The sequence below is a fragment of the Methylobacterium sp. Leaf456 genome, assembly GCF_001425465.1.
Classification (GTDB): Bacteria; Pseudomonadota; Alphaproteobacteria; order Rhizobiales; family Beijerinckiaceae; genus Methylobacterium.
In genome coordinates, this window is record NZ_LMQV01000034.1 from 44,317 (window position 1) to 62,467 (window position 18,151).

Here is an 18,151-nt window from a genome sequence, read left to right on the forward strand (position 1 = left end):
GACTGCTTGGCCGTAGCCGAGGCTTGTTTCATCCCTCCGCCAGCGTGCGGTGCGGTATCGCACCGCACGGATTGCGGAAGTGCGAGCCGGGTCACGATTCTGGGCTTCCGTTGCATTCCGGGACCGGGGCCGGTACGTAGCGCCCCAAAGGCACGGATGCCCGGTGCTGCGCATCGGGCCTGATTCGTGTCGCCCGGGTCCGCCCGGTCACTTCCGTTCCGAGGGCTCGTTCCGGGGCTCACGATCCGAATTCGATCCGGCATAGGCCGCCTGCCGGGATGCGGAACGCTTCCCGAACCCGTCGCGGGTGGGGCCGGATCGTCAGGGCAGGCAGGGTTCTACGTGATCGAACGTCTCGTCGCGTTTTCCGTCAGGCGCCGCTGGTTGGTTCTCGTCACGGCGGCGATCCTCACGGTCGCGGGCGTGGCGGCAGCCGCCCACCTCTTCCGCATCAACACCGACGTCGAGCGGCTGATCGACCCGAGCGTGCCGTGGCGCCAGGACGAGATCGCCTTCGAGAAGGCGTTCCCCCAGCGCACCAACCTCGTGGCCGCGGTGATCGACGGGCAGACCCCCGAGATCGCCGAGGAGGCCGCCGCCCGCTTCGCCGACGCCCTCAAGACGCATCGCTCGGAGATCGAGACGGTCTACCGCCCCGACGGCGGCCCGTTCTTCGACCGCAACGGCCTGCTGTTGATGTCGCAGCAGGAGCTGGAGCAGACGACGCAGCGCCTGATCGAGCAGCAGGGCCTGCTCGGGCCGCTCGCCGCCGACCCCTCCTTGCGCGGCGTGATGCGGGTGCTCTCGCTCGGCGTGAAGGGCGTGAAGAGCGGCGACGCAAAGATCGACGACCTCACCCAGCCGATCACCCAGATCGACGACACCCTGCGCAAGGTGCTCGACGGCCAGCGCGCCCGGATGTCGTGGCAGACGCTTCTGGCCGGCGGCAAGACCCAGGTCACCGACACCCGCAAGTTCGTGATGATCCAGCCGGTGCTCGACTACAACGCGCTGGAGCCCGGCCGCGAGGCGACCCTGCTGATCCGCCGGATCGCCGCCGAGCAGAACATCGATTCGGCCCATGGCCTGCGCATCCGCCTGACCGGCCCCGTCGCGGTCGCCGACGACGAGTTCGCGACGCTCGCCGACGACGCGTTCCTCAACTACTCGCTGACCACCGCCGCCATCGTCCTGTTCCTGGCGCTCGCGCTCTACTCGGCGCCCCTCGTGGTCGCCGTGCTGATCACCACCTTCGCCGGCCTCATCGTCACCGCGGCGCTCGGCCTCGCCATGGTCGGCGAGCTGAACCCGATCTCGGTCGCCTTCGCGGCCCTATTCGTGGGCCTCGGCATCGATTTCGGCATCCAGTTCGCCGTGCGCTACCGGGCCGACCGCTACGAGACGGGCGATTGCGACACGGCGATCCGCGCCGCGGCGCGGGGCGTCGGCTGGTCGCTGACGCTGGCGGCCGTGTCGCTGCTCGCCGGCTTCTTTGCCTTCCTGCCCACCAAGTTCCGCGGCGTGTCCGAACTCGGCCTGATCGCGGGCGTGGGCATGATCGTCGCCTACCTGTTCTCGCTGACCCTGCTGCCGGCGCTGATCGCGGTGTTCAACCCGCGCGGCGAGAAGCGGGCGGTCGAGACCACGTGGATGGCCGGCGTCGATCACTGGATCATCGAGCACCGCAAGTGGGTGCTGATCTTCGTCGGCGCCATCACCGTGGCCGGCATCCCGCTGCTCTTGAAGCTGCCGTTCGATTCCAACCCGATGCACCTGCGCAGCCCGAAGGTGGAATCGATCGCGACCTATCTCGACCTGATCAAGGATCCGGCGACGAGCCCCAACACCATCGACGTGCTGGCCCCAGATGTCGCCGCCGTGCCGGCGCTGAGCCAGCGCCTGCTGACGCTCGACACGGTCGCCGAGGTTCACTCGATCGACACCTTCGTGCCGCGCGACCAGGACCAGAAGCTCGCCACCATTCAGGAGACGGCGCAGCTGCTCGCGCCCGCGCTCAACCCGTCGCGCCGCCCGCCGCCGCCGACGGATGCCGACAACGTCAAGGCGATCCGCGAGACCGCCGCGGCGCTCAAGACCATCGGGGGCGGTGGCGACCCCGGCAACAAGGCCGCCGACAAGCTGTCGGCCACCCTGGAGACGCTGGCCACGGCCCCGGCCGAGAAGCGCGAGGCGGCGAGCGTGGCGCTCACCACCGATCTCAAGACGCTGATGAGCCGCCTCTCCGGGCTGCTCGATCCGAAGAAGATCACGCTGGACAACCTGCCCAAGCAGCTCAAGGCCGAGTGGGTGACCGCCGACGGGCGCGCCCGCATCGAGGTGCATCCCAAGGGCGATTCGAACAACGACGAGGTGCTGCGCCGCTTCGCCAAGGAGGTGCAGACCGTCGATCCGCACGCCACCGGCGCGCCGGTCGCCACGACGGAATCGAGCTACACCATCCTCGGGGCCTTCGTGCAGGCGGGCGTCACGGCGCTCGTGCTGATCTTCATCATCCTCTCGGTGGCGCTCCGCAAACCCTGGGACGTGGCGATGACGCTCGGCCCGCTGGTGCTCGCGACCCTGTGGACCTTGATGACGCTCAACATCATCGGCATGCCGCTGAACTTCGCCAACATCATCGCCCTGCCGCTGATGCTTGCGGTCGGCGTCGCCTTCCACATCTACTACGTCATCGCGTGGCGGGCGGGCGTGGTCGACATGCTGGCCTCCAGCCTGACGCGGGCGATCTTCTTCTCCGCGCTCACCACCGGCACGGCCTTCGGCTCGCTGGTGCTGTCGAGCCATCCGGGTACGGCCAGCATGGGCGAGCTGCTCGCCCTGTCGCTGTTCTTCACCCTGCTCGCGGCCTTCTTCGTGGTGCCGGCCTTCCTCGGCCCGCCGCCGAAGCAGCCCGACGCCAACCGCCCCGAGGGCGACGTGGCGGCCCGCCCGCCGGGCACGGTGGCCCGCGAGACCGCGGCGGTGAAGTAGTTTTTTGAACTCACGACGCGCAGAAACCAGGAAGCCCGAAGGCCGGGGAGGCCTTCGAGCTTCTTCTCATCCGGACCGATGCGAGGCTTACGACGGAGCCTTGCTCGTGTTCTGGGCCGGCTGAGGCGTCGCGTTTGAGCCGGTGACGGCCGGGCTCGTATCGGACTGGCTCGTCTTCGCCCCATCCTTCCGATCGGGCTTCTGCGCCTTCGCCGCGACCTTGTCCGGCACCAGGGCGATGTCGGCCACGTCGAAGCGCATCCGGCCCTCGGCCTGCTTCAGGACTGCGTTGGCCTCGTAGTAATGGCCTTGGTGGATCAACGAGGCGGCCCGATGCACGTCCTCGGTGGTCTTGGCGAGCGGCAGCACCGCGACCGTGGTGTTCACGTCGATGCCGGCGAGCCGCAGCTTTTTCGTCGCGCCCTTCCGGTCGCCGGATTGCAGGCTGTGGTTGGCGTCCGCGATGGCCGCGTTCTTCGCGGGCGTCGGCACGAAATCCTCGCCCAGCGTCATCTGGCTGTCGACCGGCAGCCACGCCACGGCCGCTTTGTCGGCGGTCTCGGGCGCCTTCGTGCCCGCGGGCGGCTTCAGTGCGGCTTCCGCCTTGGTGAACACGGCATCGTCGGTCCTGGCCTTATCCAGGGCGGTCTGCGCCCGCTCGATCATCGTCTTGGCCTGTGCCGGCTCCGCCTCGAACAGGGCGAGCCGCGTGCCGCCGATGTCGCGGAGCGCCGCCGCGCCGTCGGCGGAGAGCTTGAGGACGTCCCGATCCACCGCGTTCCGGGCAGGGCTCTCGATGAGCGTCCCCTGCGCAGGCGCGGCGTGCTCGGCGGCGAGGGCCGCCCCGCCCAAGGCTGTGGTGGCGACGAGGATGCTGGCAAGGAGCGTGTGACGTTTCATGACCGGATCTCCTGATGAGAGCCTGTCTGGCTTCGGCGGTCGTTGTGATGTGATCGTCGGCCTCGGCTCTGTCGGGAAAACGCCGCGCCCCGGCGCGTGTTGCGTGAATTCTGTGTAATGATCCGGATAGGTTTTAGATATGATTGAATTAATAAGAATAAGAGGTCGCCGTGCCGTCGGTTGCTTCGGTGAGAGCTTGTCCTGCCTTCGGTCGCGGAACCGGCGTGAGCCGTCTGGTTTCAGTGCTCGGCTTCGAACCAGTCACGCCGACGCGGCGACGAAACCAGCGAAGTCGTCCGCGGCCAGCGCCCCATTCGGCGGCCAGATGCAGTCGCGGCCGGCGCGTTTGGCGGCGTAGAGGGCGGTGTCGGCGGCTTCGATCAGGGTGGAGAGGGGGGCCTGCGGTGCGACCACGCCGGCGACTCCGAAACTCGCCGTCACGATCCGTCCATTGCCGAGGATGGGGTGCGGGATCGCCGCCGCGCGCAGGGCGCGGCGGATGTCCTCGGCGACGGCGCGCGCCTCGTGGAGCGCCTTGCCCGGAAGCAGGACCAGCATTTCCTCGCCGCCGTAGCGGAAGGCGAGGCCGGATTGCGTCCGCGCCACGTCGGCGACCGCCTCGCAGACGCGGCGGAGGCAGGCGTCGCCCTCGGTGTGGCCGTAGGCGTCGTTGAACGCCTTGAAGTGATCGACGTCGAGCAGGATCGCCGTCACGACCTGGGGCGCGGCCTCGGTCCGGTGCCAGAGCGCGTCCGCGCTCTCCTCGAGGTGGCGGCGGTTGTAGAGACCCGTCAGCGCGTCGATGCGGGCGATCTGCATCAACCGGTCGTGCAGGAGGCGGCTCCTCAGATTAAACAGGAACGAGCGTCGCTCCGACCGTTCGAGGAAATAGGCGGCCATGAGCAGGAGGATGCTGCCGATGATGAAGAACAGCGCGTTGGCGATGTAGGTGTCCCGCGTGAAGATGCCCGACAGGGCGGTGGTGACCATCTGGATCACGAGCATCGCCGTCAGGGACAGGGCGGCGTAGTTGAAGCGCAGGCGCTGGATGATCGACGAGAACATGATCGCCAGGAGGCTGCCGTACTGGTAGCTCAGCCGGTCGGGGCTCTGGCTGAAGATCATCACGGTCATCGGCAGGATGACGCACAAGACGCCGCCCATCGAAGCCAGAAGCTCCCGGACATGCGTGGAACGGAAGCGGTGGGCGACGAGCATCATGACGATCAGGCTCGGGGTGAAGATTCCGAGCCGGGCGATCACCATTTCGGTGAAGCGGTCGTTGAGCGTCACATAGTCGGTGATCAGGAAGATGTCGTAGAGGATGACGGCGATGATCCCGCAGATCACGAACATGCGGGTGCGCTCATCGACCGTCTCGCGCTCGAACGCGCGTTCGAGCGCCGGCGGAAAGGCGAGCCGGAACGAGCCGGAGCCGAGTTGCCTGTCGATGTCTTCGCTGGAAATCCCTGGGGCGCAGGAGGTCATGCCGCATCCTGAGCCGCACGGGTCAACGGCGAATACGGTATTGGGTTCGACTTAAAGACCGGTAAACGGCGCCGTGGTCGGCCATGAATTCAGATGAGTCTCAATAGAGCATTGGTCGTAATATTGCGTTAAGCGACATTCGATTTGCGTTCGGGGATAGGATTGGCTTCCGTTGTGCCGCCCTCGTCGCCGTCAGGTGAAATCGGAGAATCCGCCGCGAGCGATGTCCGGCTGCGCCGCGAGCGCAACGGATTCGGCGGCGATGAGAGCGTCGCGCTCGGCGGCGTAGGCGTAGCCGGGGGCCTCGCCGGGGAAGCCGCCCGCGGTGGCGGGGTGGGTGTAGAGTTCGGTGAGCCCCTCGGGCAGGTGGCGCAGGAGGCCGGCGACGCGGGCCGGGGTCATCGCGCCGGACCATGCGAGGCCGAGCGTGCGGTCGGGGATGAGCAGGCCGGCTTGCCGGGCGCGCACCGACAGCAGCGCCGACCAGGGGGCGATGTCGAGGGCCGGCTTGGGGCGGGCGCCGGGTTCGGCGCGGCGCAGCACGTCGCGGGGTTCGCGGGGGACGCGCAGCGCCCGCATGCCGTAACGCGACCCGATGGCGAGCACCGCGCCCGCGATCAGCGGATGGACGTGGAAGTGCTTGTGGGCGTTGACGTGGTCGAGGGGGAGGCCCGTGGCCCGGTAGGCCTCGAACTGCGCGGCGATCTCGGCGGCCAGCTGGCGGCGGGCGGCAGGCTTGGCAGCGAGGTCGAAGCCGAGGCGGCCCATGTCGGCGCGCATCAGGCCGTTGGCGTCGGTGAGGTCGGGGAGCTGCGCGGGGGCGAGCGTCGGCCACGCCTCGACCAGCACGAGATGGAGGCCGACGCGCAGCGACGGCATGCGCCGCGCTCGCTCGATGGCGTCGGCGGCTGCGGGGGCGGAGACCATCAGGCTGGCGGCGGTGAGGATGCCGTCGCGATGGGCCTGCTCGACGGCCTCGTTGACCTCGCGGCTCAGGCCGAAATCGTCGGCGGTGACGACCAATCGCTTCAAGCGGTATCCCCCGTCATGGGTGTCGAGAGGGCCAGCCCTCTCGCGGGTCCAGGGCGGAGCCCTGGAAACGAAGAAGGCCGGGCTCGCGCCCGGCCTTCTTCGTTTCTCAAACGCCCCGCTGCAAGCGTTACGCGGCCGCCTTGCGGTCGCGCAGGAAGTGCCAGAACTCGACACCCTCGCGCAGGCGGCGCTTCATCATGTCGGGCGAGCGGACCATCTCGCTGACGATGGAGGCGATCTTCGGGGCGCGGAAGTAGAACTTCCGGTAGAACTCCTCGACCGCCGAGAAGATCTCGCCGTGCGACAGGTGCGGGTAGTGGAGCGGCGCGATCTGGACGCCGTTCTCATCGACCAGCTCGGCGTTCTCGACATCGAGCCAGCCGTTCTCGACCGCCTGCTTGTAGAGGAAGGTGCCCGGATAGGGCGCGGCCAGCGACACCTGGATGGTGTGCGGGTTGATGCGCTTGGCAAACGCGATCGTCTCCTGGATCGTCTCTTTGGTCTCGCCGGGCAGGCCGACGATGAAGGTGCCGTGGATGGCGATGCCGAGCTCGTGGCAGTCCTTGGTGAACTTCTCCGCGACTTCGACGCGCATGCCCTTCTTGATGTTGTTTAGGATCTTCTGGTTGCCGGACTCGTAGCCGACGAGCAGGAGACGCAGGCCGTTCTCCTTGAGGACCTTCAAGGTCTCGCGGGGAACGTTGGCCTTAGCGTTGCACGACCACGTTACGCCGAGCTTGCCGAGCTCGCGGGCGATCTCCTCGGCGCGCGGAAGGTTGTCGGTGAAGGTGTCGTCGTCGAAGAAGAATTCCTTGGTCTGCGGGAATTCCTTGAGGCAGTACTTGATCTCTTCGATGACGTGCGCGACCGAACGCGTCCGGTACGTATGCCCGCCGACGGTCTGCGGCCAGAGGCAGAAGGTGCAGCGGCTCTTGCAGCCACGACCCGAGTAGAACGAGATGTAGGGGTGCTTGAGGTACCCGATGAAGTACTTCTCCATCTCGAGATCGCGCTTGTAGACGCTCGTGACGAAGGGCAGCTGGTCCATGTCCGACATGATCTCGCGGTCCTCGTTGTGGACCACGACACCGTTCTGGTCGCGATAGGACAGGCCCTTGATCTCGGCCATCGGCACGCCGTCGGCGACTTCCTTGACGGTGAAGTCGAACTCGTTGCGGGCGACGAAGTCGACCATCGGGGCCTGGGCCATCGAGCCGGCGGCATCGACCGCGACCTTGGCGCCAATCAGGCCGGCGATGAGCTTCGGGTTGGCGGCCTTCAGCGCCTCGATGCACTTCACGTCCGACTTGAAGGACGGGACCGAGGTGTGGAGCACCACGAGGTCGAAATCATTGGCCTGGGCCACGACTTCGTCGATCTTGATGTTGTGGGGCGGGGCGTCGATCAGCTTGGAGTTCGGCACCAGGGCGGCGGGCTGGGCCAGCCAGGTCGGGTACCAGAACGACTTGATCTCGCGCTTGGCCTGGTAACGGGAGCCTGCGCCGCCGTCGAAGCCGTCGAAGGTGGGGGCCTGCAGGAAGAGCGTGCGCATGGGGTTCAAGGCCTCAAGGCTCGGGCGTTGAGCAATAACGGTGGGGTCGAGCGAAGGTCAGACGGACGTGGCACCGGTCTCGTGACCGAGGCCGTGTTCCGGGATCAGCGTACCGTCCGCAACCACACGGTAATCGTGACCTTTCCATGTCACCGCACCCGAGACGAAGCTCCAGGTGAAGTTGATGAAGGACAGCATGTCACGTATCGGCAACAGCCAGTAGGCGTGGGGCGCCAGCCCGAAGGCGCGCTCGATGCGCAGACAGAGCAGGACGCGGCAGGCGAGCGCGAGCGCGGCGACCGCCAGAGCGGCGTTGCCGGCGCCCGGCAACAGGGCGGCGATGAGCGCCAGCGGGAAGGCGTGGGTGACGAAGGAGCCGGCATAGCCCGCCGGATCGACGTTGCGGATGGTGCGGTTCCAGCGCAGCTCGTGCCGCCACAGGCCGGACAGCTCGGTATCGACGCAGGCGTGCCCGATGGTGAAGGTCGGGATCGCGACGATACCGCCGTCGCGGCGCAGGGCCTCGCCGATCATGTAGTCGTCGGCGAGATCGTCCTTGAAGGCGCGGAAGCCGCCGATCTTTTCGAGCGATTCGCGGGTCATCGCAATGGTCGAGCCGAAGCAGGGTTTGGCGAGGCCTAAGCTCGTGCCGACGAGGACGTTGGGCACGAAACCCACGTCGATGGCGAGCGCCGAGAGCTGGGCGCAGAGACCCCGCTCCGCCGGCTCGCCGTGATAGAGGCAGGTGACCCCGGTGACGCCGGGGCGGGACAGCTCGGCGACGACCCGCTCAAGATAATCGGGGCGCACCGTCATGTCGCTGTCGGCGAGCACCACGGTCTCTTGGGCGATCCGAGCCGACATGTTGATGAGGTTCGAGACCTTGCGGTTGGAGCCGTGCTGGCTCGCATCCACCACGAGGTCGAGACGCACGCTCGGATAGGCCGCGCGCAGGCGCTCGACGACGGCAATCGCCGGATCGGTCGCGTTCTGGACGCCGAACACGATCTGGACCGGGCCGGCATAGCTCTGGCGGCAGAAGGTCTCGAGGTTCTCGAACAGGTCCGGCTCGGCGCCGCAGAGCGGCTTGAGGATGGTCACGCCGGGGCGCGGCGCGTCCGCGGCAAGCGCGGGTGCCTTGCGGGCGGCGAAGCGGCCGGCGAGCACGGCGGCGAGCAGCGCATAGAGGCAGCCGGCGAGCGCCGGCACGAGGAAGAGCGACGAGATCCAGGCCGTCATCTCGGTCAGGTCCATGGCGCGCCGTCGCTCTTGTCTTTGTTGTCGGGCCGCCGGAGCGGAGCTTTTTTGGGGTTGAGCCGTCCGGCCCGCTTCCCGGCGGACGCCGGTTACTTGGCGCCTTTGGCCAGCATGCCGTCCGTGCGCTCGCGCATGAACTTCAGCAGGCCGTCGGCGCCGCCGGTCTTGAGCGGCTCGGCGAAGCCCGCCCGCATGGAGGCGACTTCGCTGACGTTGCCGTTGAGCAGCACGTCCTGCACGCGGTTGTCCGCGTTGACGACGTAGTCGACGTCCGAATCGTCGCCGTCCTTGTTCGAGACGCGGGTCGAGACGACGCGGTTGGGGCCGCGGGTCTCGCTCTGCGGCTTGATCTCGAACTTGCCGCCCGCGGCCTGGGACAGGCGGTTGGCGTAGAGCGTGACGAAGTACTTGCCGAACGCCTCGGTCAGCGCGGCCTGCTGCTCCGGCTTGAAGGTCTTCCACTTCGGCCCGACGGCGGTCGCCACCATGGCGTTGGTGTCGAAGGTCGCCGCCAAGGTGTCGCCGACGGTGGCGAGGCGGGTCTTGAGGTCGCCCGCGCCGTTCTTCAGCGCTTCCTCGAACTTGGCGTAGAGCTTGGTGATCGGCGCGACGGCGGGGTCCTCGGCGGCCCGCAACTCGCGCGGGGCCCCGGCGAGGGCGAGCACCGCGAAGGCGGCGAGGAGGGTGCGGCGGTTCAGGCGCACTTCTGGAGGGCTCCGGGCTCGTTGTCGGGGGCAAGGGCGGCCGGACGGCCGGCGGGGAAGCCGTAGGCGGTCGCCCGCGGCGTCGCAAGCGGGGTCGGGGCCGCGGGCTCCGGCCGGCGGCCGAGGCGGGCCCGGATCGCGGCGAGGCCGGTGCTGACGGCGTCGGCCGGGGCGGCCTCGGTGCCGCGCTCCATGACGTGCCACAGGGCGAGGCTCGGCAGGCCGACGGCGAGGTCGGCGACGCGCTTGACCAGCGACAGGGCGAGCGCGGTTTCCGCCGGGATGCCGAACAGGGCGCAGAGGGCGATCAACCCGCCCTCCTGCGCGCCGATGGCGCCGGGCACCACGAAGGCGGCGCCGCGCACGGCCTGGGCGAGGCTCTCGATCACCAACGCCTCGACGAAGGTGACGGGATGGCCCATCGCGTTGAGCGCGATGTAGACCTCGAGCGTCCCGATGATCCAGCCGACGAGGTGGATCAGGATCGCGCTGCCGACGCGGGCGTGGTTGGCGTAGAGGCGGCGCAGGTTGTCGTAGAGCACGTCGATGGCGCCGAGCGCGCGCCACTCGCGGGCGGCGGCGAAGCGCGACAAGGCGGCCTCGACCAGGCGGTGCCCGCTTCGGCGCTGGATCACATAGAAGGCGGCGAGCGCGGGGATCGCGATGACGACGCCGCCGGCCACCGTGCGCACCACCGGCCCGTCGCCGGTGAAGTGCATGAGGAGCGCGAGGCCCGCCACCGTGAACAGGAGCTGCGTCAGCGCCTGGGTCATCAGATCGACGAACATGCTGGCGCCGGCCATGCCGCCGGGGGTGCCGCGGCGCGTCAGCAGGCGCGCGCCGATCAGGTCGCCGCCGACCTGGGCCACGGGCAGCAGCGTGTTGATGCCCTCGCGGACGAAGCGGAGGCGGATGCAGTCGCGCAAGGTCGGGCCGGCGCCGCGGGGAAACACGACGTGCCAGCCGAAGCCCGCCCAGGCGACCGCGACGAAGCGGGCGACCACGACCGCGAGCGCGCCCCAGCCCGCGCCGACAAGGGCGGCGCCGACATCCGTCACGCCGGAGGACAGGAACAGCGCGAGCGCCGTGACCAGTCCTGCGATCGACGCCAGTGTGGTGAGACGCTTCATCAGCCTCTTTCGACCTTTGCGGATCTTCGTCGAGGGGCTTGTGTTGTCGAAATCCCACCGCCCCGGACTTCGAAAGCGTGGCGGCAGCAGGAAGGGTCTCGGCAGGTTGCAGCTTTACCCTGCCCTGTCTATCACCCGATTGACACACCGGGGAGCAAAGCGGCGCCCGCGGTGGAGGTGAAGCGACGATTGTCGCCGGACGCCGCTTCTATGGAGCCGAGAATGGATCGCGAGCCGCAGATCACGGCGGAATCCGCCCTGATCGACGACCCGTCGACGCGGGGCTACGCCGGTCAAACCGCGCAGGTCGGCGCTCAGGGTGGCGTGCCGGCCCCCCGCAGCCCGGTGATGGCCTGGAACGAGTGGGACCCGCTGGAGGAGGTGATCGTCGGCTCGCTCGACGGCGCCACGATCCCGACCCATCACCTCACCGTAATCTTCAACCTGCCGCGGGCGGCCCAGCCGTTCTACCGCTTCGCCTCAGGCTTCAAGTATCCGAAGTTCATGAAGAAGCTGGCTCAACAGGAGCTGGACAACTTCATCTCGATCCTGGCCGGCGAAGGCGTGAAGGTGCGCCGCCCCGACACGGTGGACTTCTCGAAGAAGTTCAAGGCGCCGCGCTGGACCTCGCGGGGCTTCTGCGTCGCCTGCCCGCGCGACCCGTACCTCGTCATCGGCGACGAGATCATCGAGAGCCCGATGTGCTGGCGCTCGCGCTACTTCGAGGGCGACGCCTACCGCTCGCTCTTCAAGGAGTATTTTCGCGCTGGGGCTCGGTGGACGTCTGCGCCGCGTCCGCAGCTCACCGACGACCTCTACAACTACGACTACCGGGTGCCGAACCTGAAGGCCGGCGAGCCGATGCAGTTCACGGTCAACGAGTTCGAGCCGGTGTTCGACGCCGCCGACTTCGTGCGCTGCGGCCGCGACCTGTTCGTGACCCGCTCGAACGTGACCAACCTGATGGGCATCGAGTGGCTGCGCCGCCATCTCGGCCCCGGCTTCCGCATCCACGAGATCGAGAGCCGCTGCCCGCAGCCGATGCACATCGATTCGTCGTTCATGCCGCTGGCGCCGGGCAAGGTGCTGGTCAACCCCGACTACATCGACGTCGAGAAGCTGCCGGCCGTGCTCAAGAAGTGGGACGTGCTGATCGCGCCGCGCCCCGACCCGGTCTCGGGCTTCATGAGCAAGATCTCGATGTGCTCGCCCTGGACCTCGATCAACGTGCTCGCCATCGACGAGAAGAAGATCGTCGTCGATCAGAGCCAGCCGACCCTGATCAAGGCGCTCAAGGATTGGGGCTTCGACCCGATCCCGGCGCCGTTCCTGAGCTACGGCCCGTTCGGCGGCTCGTTCCACTGCGCCACGCTCGACGTGCGCCGCCGCGGCGTGCTGAAGTCCTACTTCTGATCGCCGGCCGCACGGCCCCGACGGCTTCGGAGGCGTGTCCCGGAAACGGGGCACGCCCTTTTCGTTGCGACCGTCGAGGGGCGAACCGATCCATCAAAAGTAACGGCGGATCGGCGGTCATCTCCGTACGGTCTCGGACAATCGCGGGAACTCGGCCTGGCATGCCTGTGATGGGGAGCGCGCTCCCGCCCCAGACGCTTCGAGGGCCCTGCGTGCGATGCCGCGATATCACTTCAACATGCACGACGGACGCTCGATCATCGACACGGATGTGCTGGAGCTCGCCGATCGCGCGCAGGCACGACGCATGGCGATCCGGCTCACGGGACAATTCCTCGGCGAGGAAGCCGACCTTGTCGCCCGCGGCAAGGAGTGGCGCATGGAAGTCACCGACGGACAGGGCCTCATCCTGTTCCGGCTCGACTTCGTCGTGACGAACGCCGCCGCGATGGGTGGCTCCGTCGAGATATAGGCACTTCCGGTTCCATCGCGACCGGCGCGGCGCACCGTCAGGAGGTCCACAACCCGAGCCGGCGGCGCTCGATCCGCTTGCGGAGCGGCAGTTTGGCCCTGAAGGAAGCGGGCGAGTGTGGGATGCCGTCCCGATCCGCGATCCGGATGTCCGAGCATCCGACCTCAGCCCAATCGTCGGCCAGACACATGGCGCTGGCCGGATTGCAGCGGGTGGCCATTCGCGGCTCCCCATGCAGGTCGGCGGAGATCGTGAAGGGTATGGCCGGAGGCGACATCGCAGAACCTCACGGGTTCGTGAATATCATGGGCCAACGTGCCGGACGCCGTGCAGTGCCGCCGGATGGTACGCTTTTTGACATTTCCTGTGCTTGTCCGACTTGCGACCGCGGCACCGGCGTCCGCGTCAGCGGTCCGCGAGGCCGCCGGGGGGCCGCACGGCCCGGCGATAGACCGCGCCGGCCACCACCAAGGCGCCGCCATATTGAACGAACCCGCCCTCCATCAGCCCGTCGGGTGCGAGATGGGCCTGGATGGCGAGGCGGGTCAGGGCGTTGAGCGCCAGCAGCGCGAGGCAAAACAGGGCCGAGGCGAACAGGGCGGCGACGAAATCGGGCATGGCGAAGCCTCCGGCGGGAGCCGGAAAATCTTAGCAAGGCTTAAGCCAGATTAACTGTCGCGGCCGTGCATCACCCGGCGGGTGGACGCGTCGCCACCATCGAGGGCCGCTCACCGATCCGGGCGAACCACGCCGCCAGTTCCGGAGCGTCGTCGCGCCACGCGATGTCGGAGAAGCGCAGATCGAGGTAGCCGAGCGCGCAGGCGAGCGCGATGGTGCCGATGTCGATGCGCTCGGTCAGTTCCCCGGCCCGCTCCTCGAACCACGCCAGCGTGGTCTCGATCTTGGCGCTCTGGCCCTTGATCCAGGCGGCCGAGCGCTCGGATTCCGGCCGGGCGGTCAACTCGTAGCGGATCAGCAGGGCGGCATCGAGCACGCCGTCGGCGGCCGATTGCTCGTTGAGCGCCCGCCAGCGCGCCGCGCCCTCGCGGGGAAACAGGTCGCCACCGGCCAGCACGTCGAGGTATTCGCAGATGACCCGGCTGTCTGCGAGCGCGTGGCCCGCGTCGTCGATCAGTGTCGGCACCTGCGCGAGCGGGTGCTGGGCCAGCACCGCGCGGTCGCGCTCGACCGGGTGGACCTTGCTCGGCAGCAGTTCGATGCGCTCGGCCATCCTAAGTTCGTGGGCGACCACCATCACCTTCCGGACGAAGGGCGAGGCGTGCGAGTGGAACAGCTTCATCGGCGACCGGGGACTCGATTGCGAAGGGAAAATGTGATCAGCGCCGCGCGGCGGCGTCGGGGCTCGTGGGCGCGTGAGCTTTCGGCACCTCGACGCCGAGGCGCTTGACCGGCCAGCCGTCGCTCCAGCGCTGCATGTCGCTGAAGGCCGGGTTGGCCTTGAGGCTCGCGGCGTCCTTCGCCGTGAAGGCGGCGGCCGCCGCCATGTCGAAGCTGCGCCAGAAGGCGAGAAAGTCGAGGCTGTCGGCCCGCGCGTTGTTGATCTGGGCGACGAGCTGGGTCTGCTCGCCGGAAAGCGCCATGTCGGCCGACCAGCGGAACGGCGGCGGCTTCTCGCCCGGCGGGTCCGGCGGCAGCTTGATCGCCCCCGAATCGTAGGCCGCATCGAGCCCCGCGGGCGAAGCGAGCGTCGCGGTCAGCGCCGGGAATCCGTGATCGTCCGACAGCGCCCGCACGAACAGCTTGCGCTCGGCGGGCACTGCGGTGGCATCGCGCAGGATCTTTCGCGCGGCGGCGTCGGCGGCGCGGGCGTCCTTGTCGCCGATCATCGTAACCAGCATCGTGCCGGGATCGATGGTGTTCAGCTCCCCTAGCGGGATGCCGCGGGACTTGGCGTCCCGGGCGATGCCGCCGGGCATCACCGCGAAGACGAGCTTCGGCGCGGGCAGGCCGTTCTGCGCGGCCTCCGCCGCGATGTGGGCGGCGAGCGGCGCGCCGGCCAAGTGGCCGATCAGGGCGATGCGGCCGGTATCGGGCTTGGCATCCGTGTCGGTGGCGAGGTCGGCGAGCGCGGATTTCACGAGGCGCGCCGCGATGGCCGGCGCGTCGGAGGGCTTGGTGCGGTTCACCTCCTGGAAGCGGGGAAACAGCACCAGCCAGTCGTTGCGGGCGAGATGGTCGATCCAGGCACCGTAGGCCTGCGGGTTGGGCGCGCCCCAGGCGTGCAGGAACACCGCCACCGGCCGCCCGCCCGACGGCGCGGGACCGGCCTTGTGGAACACGAACGAGGCGGCGCTGGCCCGGCCGACCGCGCGCTTGGTGATGGTGGCCGCCTTGTCGCCGACGCCGCCCGGCCCCTCGGCCGGTTGCACCGGCGGCGTGGCGCCCTGCGCCGGCGCGGCGGCGAGGGCGGCCAGCAACCCGAGAACAACGGGCATGGCGGCGAGGCCGGAACCGGACTTCGGGCGCATCTCACTCTCGAACGGCACGATCGGATCGGCCACACGGGGCCGTGAACGCCTGAATAGCAGATTCTTCGGGAGAGGCGACCGATACCCCGATCGCTTGGAACGAGCGATCGGTCCGGCTCGATGCCGCGGCGTCTCCCACCCACCCCCCTCATCCTGAGGTGCGGAGCGAAGCTCAGCCTCGAAGGAGGGCTCCAGCGTATCGCGCGGCGGGCTGGAGCCCTCCTTCGAGGCCGCTTCGCGGCACCTCAGGATGAGGGGGTTGGGTGGGATGAGTCGGGGCGGTCGAGAGTCCTGCGAACGCTACTGCGCGTCCTTTATCCGCCGGCATTCCGTCTTCAGGTAGCTCGTCTTGCCGACCTCGTCGCGGAGATCGGTGCGGGCGATGATCTCCTGCCAGCCGCTGGTGCAGCCGAGTTCGTTGGCGACGCGCACCTTGCGCACCTCGCTCGCCCGGTCGTCGGTGCAGGCCTCCTGCGGCACGGCGTTGGCGCAGACGAGGACGACGGCGATGAAGGCGCTCACGGGACGGTCTCCGAAGTTTTTGTCGTTGGAGACACGTACGCGCGAGGCCGCCCCAGAGTTTCAGCCAACCTCGGCGACGATGTCGTCCCGAAACGTCGTCCCCTCGACCGGGTTGGCGATCCAGCGCGTGCGGCCGATCCGCCTATCGTGCCCGGCGTGGAAATGGCCGGAGAACCAGAGATCGGGCCGCTCGGCCTCCGCGAGGTCGTCGAGCACGGTGGTTGCGTAGAAGGCCGGCACCCACCACGGCACGCCCGGCGCGTCGCGAAACGCGTCCGCCGCGAGCGGGCTCGGCGGATGGTGCGTCACCGCCACCGTCGGTCCGGCATGAGGTTGGGCCAGAGCTTCGAGGAACGCCGCCTTCTCGGCCCGGTGTGCCGCCATGGCGTCCGCGGGCGACCACGCAGTCCGGTCCGCTTTTCGGATCGAACCGCGGTACTCGCGCGAGCCGGTGACCGGGTCGGTCATCCGTGCGGCGGCGTAGGCAACCGGGTCGGCGGGGCGGTCGGGCGTGTCGGCGGTGAGCCAGCGGCCCGCGAGCGACCAGTCGCTCCACAGCGTGGTGCCGACGAAGCGCACGCCCGCGATCACGGTCGATTGCCCGCCCTGCAGCAGGTGGATGCGCGCGCCCTCGCCGTTGCGCCGGGCCACAGTGCGTTCCAGCGCGGCGAGCAGGTCCGGCGCGGTGCGCTCGTCCCCGGTCGGCGCGTAATGCTCGTGGTTGCCCGGCACCAGCACGATCGGCCGGCCCTCGGCGAGCGAGACGATGACATCGACGCCCTTGTCGGGATGACCCTCGTGCAGGTCGCCGGCGCAGACCAGCACGTCGAAGGGTGCGGCGGGCCGCGGGATCGCCTCGGGCCGGCGGCGTTCGAGATGCAGGTCGGAGAGGGGGAAGAGGCGCAGCACGAAAGGGTCCGTCGGTGAGGTCAGGCGCGGGCGTCGGCGGCGGCCTGCCGCTCGCGGCGAGCGGCCTTGAGGATGTCGAAGGCCGAATCGGCGTTGAGCACGGCGATGCCCAAAGCCGCGAAGAGATCGGGCCAGGGCGAGAGGGTCGCCGCGGTGACGAGCCCGGCCACGATGATCCCGACATTGGCGGCGACATCGTTGCGGGCCGAGAGGTAGGCGGCCCGCGTCAGGCTGCCGTGGCCGTCGCGGTGGCGGGCGAGCATCAGGGCGCAGGTGAGATTGACGAGCAGCGCGCCGATTCCCGTCACCGTCAGCGGCACCGGATCGGGGGCGACGAAGTCCGAAAACTTCTCGTAGGCCGCGTAAGCCGTGGCGAGGCCCGGCACGAGGATGATGAAGGCGAGCGCCGTGCCGAGCCGCGCCCGGTTGCGCAGGCTCCAGCCAAGGCCGGCGAAGATCAGCAGGTTGATCGCCGCGTCTTCCATGAAGTCGAGGCTGTCGGCGATGAGGGCCACCGAGCCGATGGCGAGCGCCACCGTGATCTCGATTCCGAAATAGCCGAGATTGAGCGCCGCCACGCGGGCGACGACCGGGCGCAAGGCGGGCGTGAGGGTCGGACGGGGCACGCGGCGGCCTTATCGGGGACGGCGGAACGGCCGCTGATTGCCCCGGAGCCCGGCCGCTGTCGAGAGGTTGATCCGGCGCGGGCCCTCTCCGCCCAATCGGCATCTGGATTTGCGCCCGCGCCTGTGCGAGGCGAAAGCTTTGCCGCGGTGGTCCTCGCGCCGCGGCCCGGACCTTGGGGAGGCTCCAGATGTTGCCCGAACTGCGCGTGCTCTATTTCGAGGATCTCGAAGTCGGGCTGACTGAGATCCTGCTGAAGGAGATCTCCTCCTCCGACGTGGTGGGTTTTGCCGAGATCACCGGCGACCGCAACCCGATCCACCTCTCCGAGCACTTCGCCGCCCGCACGCCGTTCGGCACCCGCATCGCCCACGGTCTCTACACCGCCGGCCTGATCTCGGCGGTGCTCGGCACCCGCCTGCCGGGGCCGGGCGCGGTCTACATCTCGCAGACCTTGAACTTCCGCGCGCCGGTGCGCATCGGCGACACCGTCGAGGTGAAGGTCGAGGTGGCCGAGCTGATCCCCGAGCGCCGCCGCGCCCGCCTGAAATGCACCTGCTCCGTCGGCACCGAGGTGGTGCTCGACGGCGAGGCCCTGGTGAAGGTGCCGAAGAAGGAGGAGGCGGACCCGCTCGCCATGCGCATGGGCGGCGGCCGCCCGGCCTGAG

At 68.9% G+C, this 18,151-nt stretch carries 18 protein-coding genes; 4 read left to right on the forward strand and 14 right to left on the reverse strand.

Annotated features, from left to right (window positions below):
• Positions 1–342 precede the first annotated feature (342 nt).
• Positions 343–2,991 (forward strand): MMPL family transporter, encoded by a 2,649-nt coding sequence (locus ASG52_RS15785; RefSeq protein ID WP_056245058.1) that lies wholly within the window; start codon positions 343–345, stop codon positions 2,989–2,991.
• An 87-nt stretch (positions 2,992–3,078) separates the two neighbouring features.
• Here the strand turns inward: ASG52_RS15785 and ASG52_RS15790 are convergent, their stop codons facing one another.
• The 7 genes from ASG52_RS15790 to ASG52_RS15820 all read right to left on the reverse strand — a co-directional run bounded on the left by ASG52_RS15790 (position 3,079) and on the right by ASG52_RS15820 (position 11,054).
• Positions 3,079–3,891 (reverse strand): YfdX family protein, encoded by an 813-nt coding sequence (locus ASG52_RS15790; protein WP_056245061.1) that lies wholly within the window; start codon positions 3,889–3,891, stop codon positions 3,079–3,081.
• Between the two features lie 261 nt (positions 3,892–4,152).
• A complete protein-coding gene (locus tag ASG52_RS15795; RefSeq protein WP_056245064.1) occupies positions 4,153–5,379 on the reverse strand; it encodes a GGDEF domain-containing protein in 1,227 nt (408 codons plus the stop codon).
• A 192-nt stretch (positions 5,380–5,571) separates the two neighbouring features.
• Positions 5,572–6,411: a hopanoid biosynthesis-associated protein HpnK gene (gene hpnK, locus ASG52_RS15800; RefSeq protein WP_056245067.1), complete on the reverse strand. Its 840-nt coding sequence runs from the start codon at positions 6,409–6,411 to the stop codon at positions 5,572–5,574.
• Between the two features lie 127 nt (positions 6,412–6,538).
• Complete coding sequence (gene hpnJ / locus ASG52_RS15805) at positions 6,539–7,963, reverse strand: hopanoid biosynthesis associated radical SAM protein HpnJ (protein ID WP_056245070.1); 1,425 nt, start codon at positions 7,961–7,963, stop codon at positions 6,539–6,541.
• A gap of 57 nt (positions 7,964–8,020) precedes the next feature.
• Complete coding sequence (gene hpnI / locus ASG52_RS15810; RefSeq protein ID WP_056245073.1) at positions 8,021–9,217, reverse strand: bacteriohopanetetrol glucosamine biosynthesis glycosyltransferase HpnI; 1,197 nt, start codon at positions 9,215–9,217, stop codon at positions 8,021–8,023.
• A gap of 92 nt (positions 9,218–9,309) precedes the next feature.
• Positions 9,310–9,924, reverse strand: coding sequence for an MlaC/ttg2D family ABC transporter substrate-binding protein (locus ASG52_RS15815; RefSeq protein WP_056245076.1), 615 nt, complete (start codon positions 9,922–9,924; stop codon positions 9,310–9,312).
• Positions 9,915–11,054, reverse strand: a complete 1,140-nt coding sequence (locus tag ASG52_RS15820; protein WP_056245079.1) for an HpnL family protein — start codon at positions 11,052–11,054, stop codon at positions 9,915–9,917. The genes ASG52_RS15815 and ASG52_RS15820 overlap by 10 nt, the downstream gene beginning before the upstream one ends.
• Positions 11,055–11,276: 222 nt before the next feature.
• Between ASG52_RS15820 and ASG52_RS15825 the strand changes: the two genes are divergently transcribed.
• Together ASG52_RS15825 and ASG52_RS15830 are read left to right on the forward strand one after the other, a co-directional pair.
• Entirely contained in the window at positions 11,277–12,467 is a 1,191-nt protein-coding gene (locus tag ASG52_RS15825) for a hypothetical protein (RefSeq protein ID WP_056245082.1), read from the forward strand.
• A gap of 217 nt (positions 12,468–12,684) precedes the next feature.
• The gene (locus ASG52_RS15830) at positions 12,685–12,939 is read left to right on the forward strand and encodes a DUF6894 family protein (protein ID WP_056245085.1); all 255 of its coding nucleotides are present in this window, start codon (positions 12,685–12,687) and stop codon (positions 12,937–12,939) included.
• Positions 12,940–12,976: 37 nt separating this feature from the next.
• Here the strand turns inward: ASG52_RS15830 and ASG52_RS15835 are convergent, their stop codons facing one another.
• The 7 genes from ASG52_RS15835 to ASG52_RS15865 all read right to left on the reverse strand — a co-directional run bounded on the left by ASG52_RS15835 (position 12,977) and on the right by ASG52_RS15865 (position 17,485).
• Positions 12,977–13,159 carry a hypothetical protein gene (locus ASG52_RS15835; RefSeq protein ID WP_156383995.1) on the reverse strand — a complete coding sequence of 61 codons (183 nt, stop codon included), beginning with the start codon at positions 13,157–13,159 and terminating at the stop codon, positions 12,977–12,979.
• Positions 13,160–13,344: 185 nt separating this feature from the next.
• A complete protein-coding gene (locus ASG52_RS15840; RefSeq protein ID WP_056245090.1) occupies positions 13,345–13,557 on the reverse strand; it encodes a hypothetical protein in 213 nt (70 codons plus the stop codon).
• Positions 13,558–13,627: 70 nt separating this feature from the next.
• Positions 13,628–14,239 (reverse strand): glutathione S-transferase, encoded by a 612-nt coding sequence (locus tag ASG52_RS15845; protein WP_056245091.1) that lies wholly within the window; start codon positions 14,237–14,239, stop codon positions 13,628–13,630.
• A gap of 37 nt (positions 14,240–14,276) precedes the next feature.
• Positions 14,277–15,428 carry an alpha/beta hydrolase fold domain-containing protein gene (locus ASG52_RS15850; RefSeq protein WP_056245770.1) on the reverse strand — a complete coding sequence of 384 codons (1,152 nt, stop codon included), beginning with the start codon at positions 15,426–15,428 and terminating at the stop codon, positions 14,277–14,279.
• A gap of 300 nt (positions 15,429–15,728) precedes the next feature.
• The gene (locus tag ASG52_RS15855; protein ID WP_056245094.1) at positions 15,729–15,950 is read right to left on the reverse strand and encodes a hypothetical protein; all 222 of its coding nucleotides are present in this window, start codon (positions 15,948–15,950) and stop codon (positions 15,729–15,731) included.
• 60 nt (positions 15,951–16,010) lie between these two features.
• The gene (locus ASG52_RS15860) at positions 16,011–16,859 is read right to left on the reverse strand and encodes a metallophosphoesterase (RefSeq protein WP_056245096.1); all 849 of its coding nucleotides are present in this window, start codon (positions 16,857–16,859) and stop codon (positions 16,011–16,013) included.
• A 20-nt stretch (positions 16,860–16,879) separates the two neighbouring features.
• Positions 16,880–17,485: a cation efflux transmembrane domain-containing protein gene (locus ASG52_RS15865; protein ID WP_056245100.1), complete on the reverse strand. Its 606-nt coding sequence runs from the start codon at positions 17,483–17,485 to the stop codon at positions 16,880–16,882.
• A gap of 188 nt (positions 17,486–17,673) precedes the next feature.
• On the opposite strand from ASG52_RS15865, the gene croR reads away from it, so the two are divergent.
• On the forward strand, positions 17,674–18,150 hold the full coding sequence (gene croR / locus ASG52_RS15870) for a 3-hydroxybutyryl-CoA dehydratase (RefSeq protein ID WP_056245102.1): 477 nt from the start codon (positions 17,674–17,676) through the stop codon (positions 18,148–18,150).
• Position 18,151: the final 1 nt, after the last annotated feature.

Coding starts and splice junctions, on each gene's coding strand:
- ASG52_RS15850 (WP_056245770.1), bottom strand. CDS start 15,428: ATGCGCCCGAAGTCCGGTTCCGGCCTCGCCGCCATGCCCGTTGTTCTC.
- croR (WP_056245102.1), top strand. CDS start 17,674: ATGTTGCCCGAACTGCGCGTGCTCTATTTCGAGGATCTCGAAGTCGGG.
- ASG52_RS15830 (WP_056245085.1), top strand. CDS start 12,685: ATGCCGCGATATCACTTCAACATGCACGACGGACGCTCGATCATCGAC.
- hpnI (WP_056245073.1), bottom strand. CDS start 9,217: ATGGACCTGACCGAGATGACGGCCTGGATCTCGTCGCTCTTCCTCGTG.
- hpnJ (WP_056245070.1), bottom strand. CDS start 7,963: ATGCGCACGCTCTTCCTGCAGGCCCCCACCTTCGACGGCTTCGACGGC.
- ASG52_RS15795 (WP_056245064.1), bottom strand. CDS start 5,379: ATGACCTCCTGCGCCCCAGGGATTTCCAGCGAAGACATCGACAGGCAA.
- ASG52_RS15790 (WP_056245061.1), bottom strand. CDS start 3,891: ATGAAACGTCACACGCTCCTTGCCAGCATCCTCGTCGCCACCACAGCC.
- ASG52_RS15840 (WP_056245090.1), bottom strand. CDS start 13,557: ATGCCCGATTTCGTCGCCGCCCTGTTCGCCTCGGCCCTGTTTTGCCTC.
- ASG52_RS15845 (WP_056245091.1), bottom strand. CDS start 14,239: ATGAAGCTGTTCCACTCGCACGCCTCGCCCTTCGTCCGGAAGGTGATG.
- ASG52_RS15820 (WP_056245079.1), bottom strand. CDS start 11,054: ATGAAGCGTCTCACCACACTGGCGTCGATCGCAGGACTGGTCACGGCG.
- ASG52_RS15835 (WP_156383995.1), bottom strand. CDS start 13,159: ATGGCCACCCGCTGCAATCCGGCCAGCGCCATGTGTCTGGCCGACGAT.
- ASG52_RS15825 (WP_056245082.1), top strand. CDS start 11,277: ATGGATCGCGAGCCGCAGATCACGGCGGAATCCGCCCTGATCGACGAC.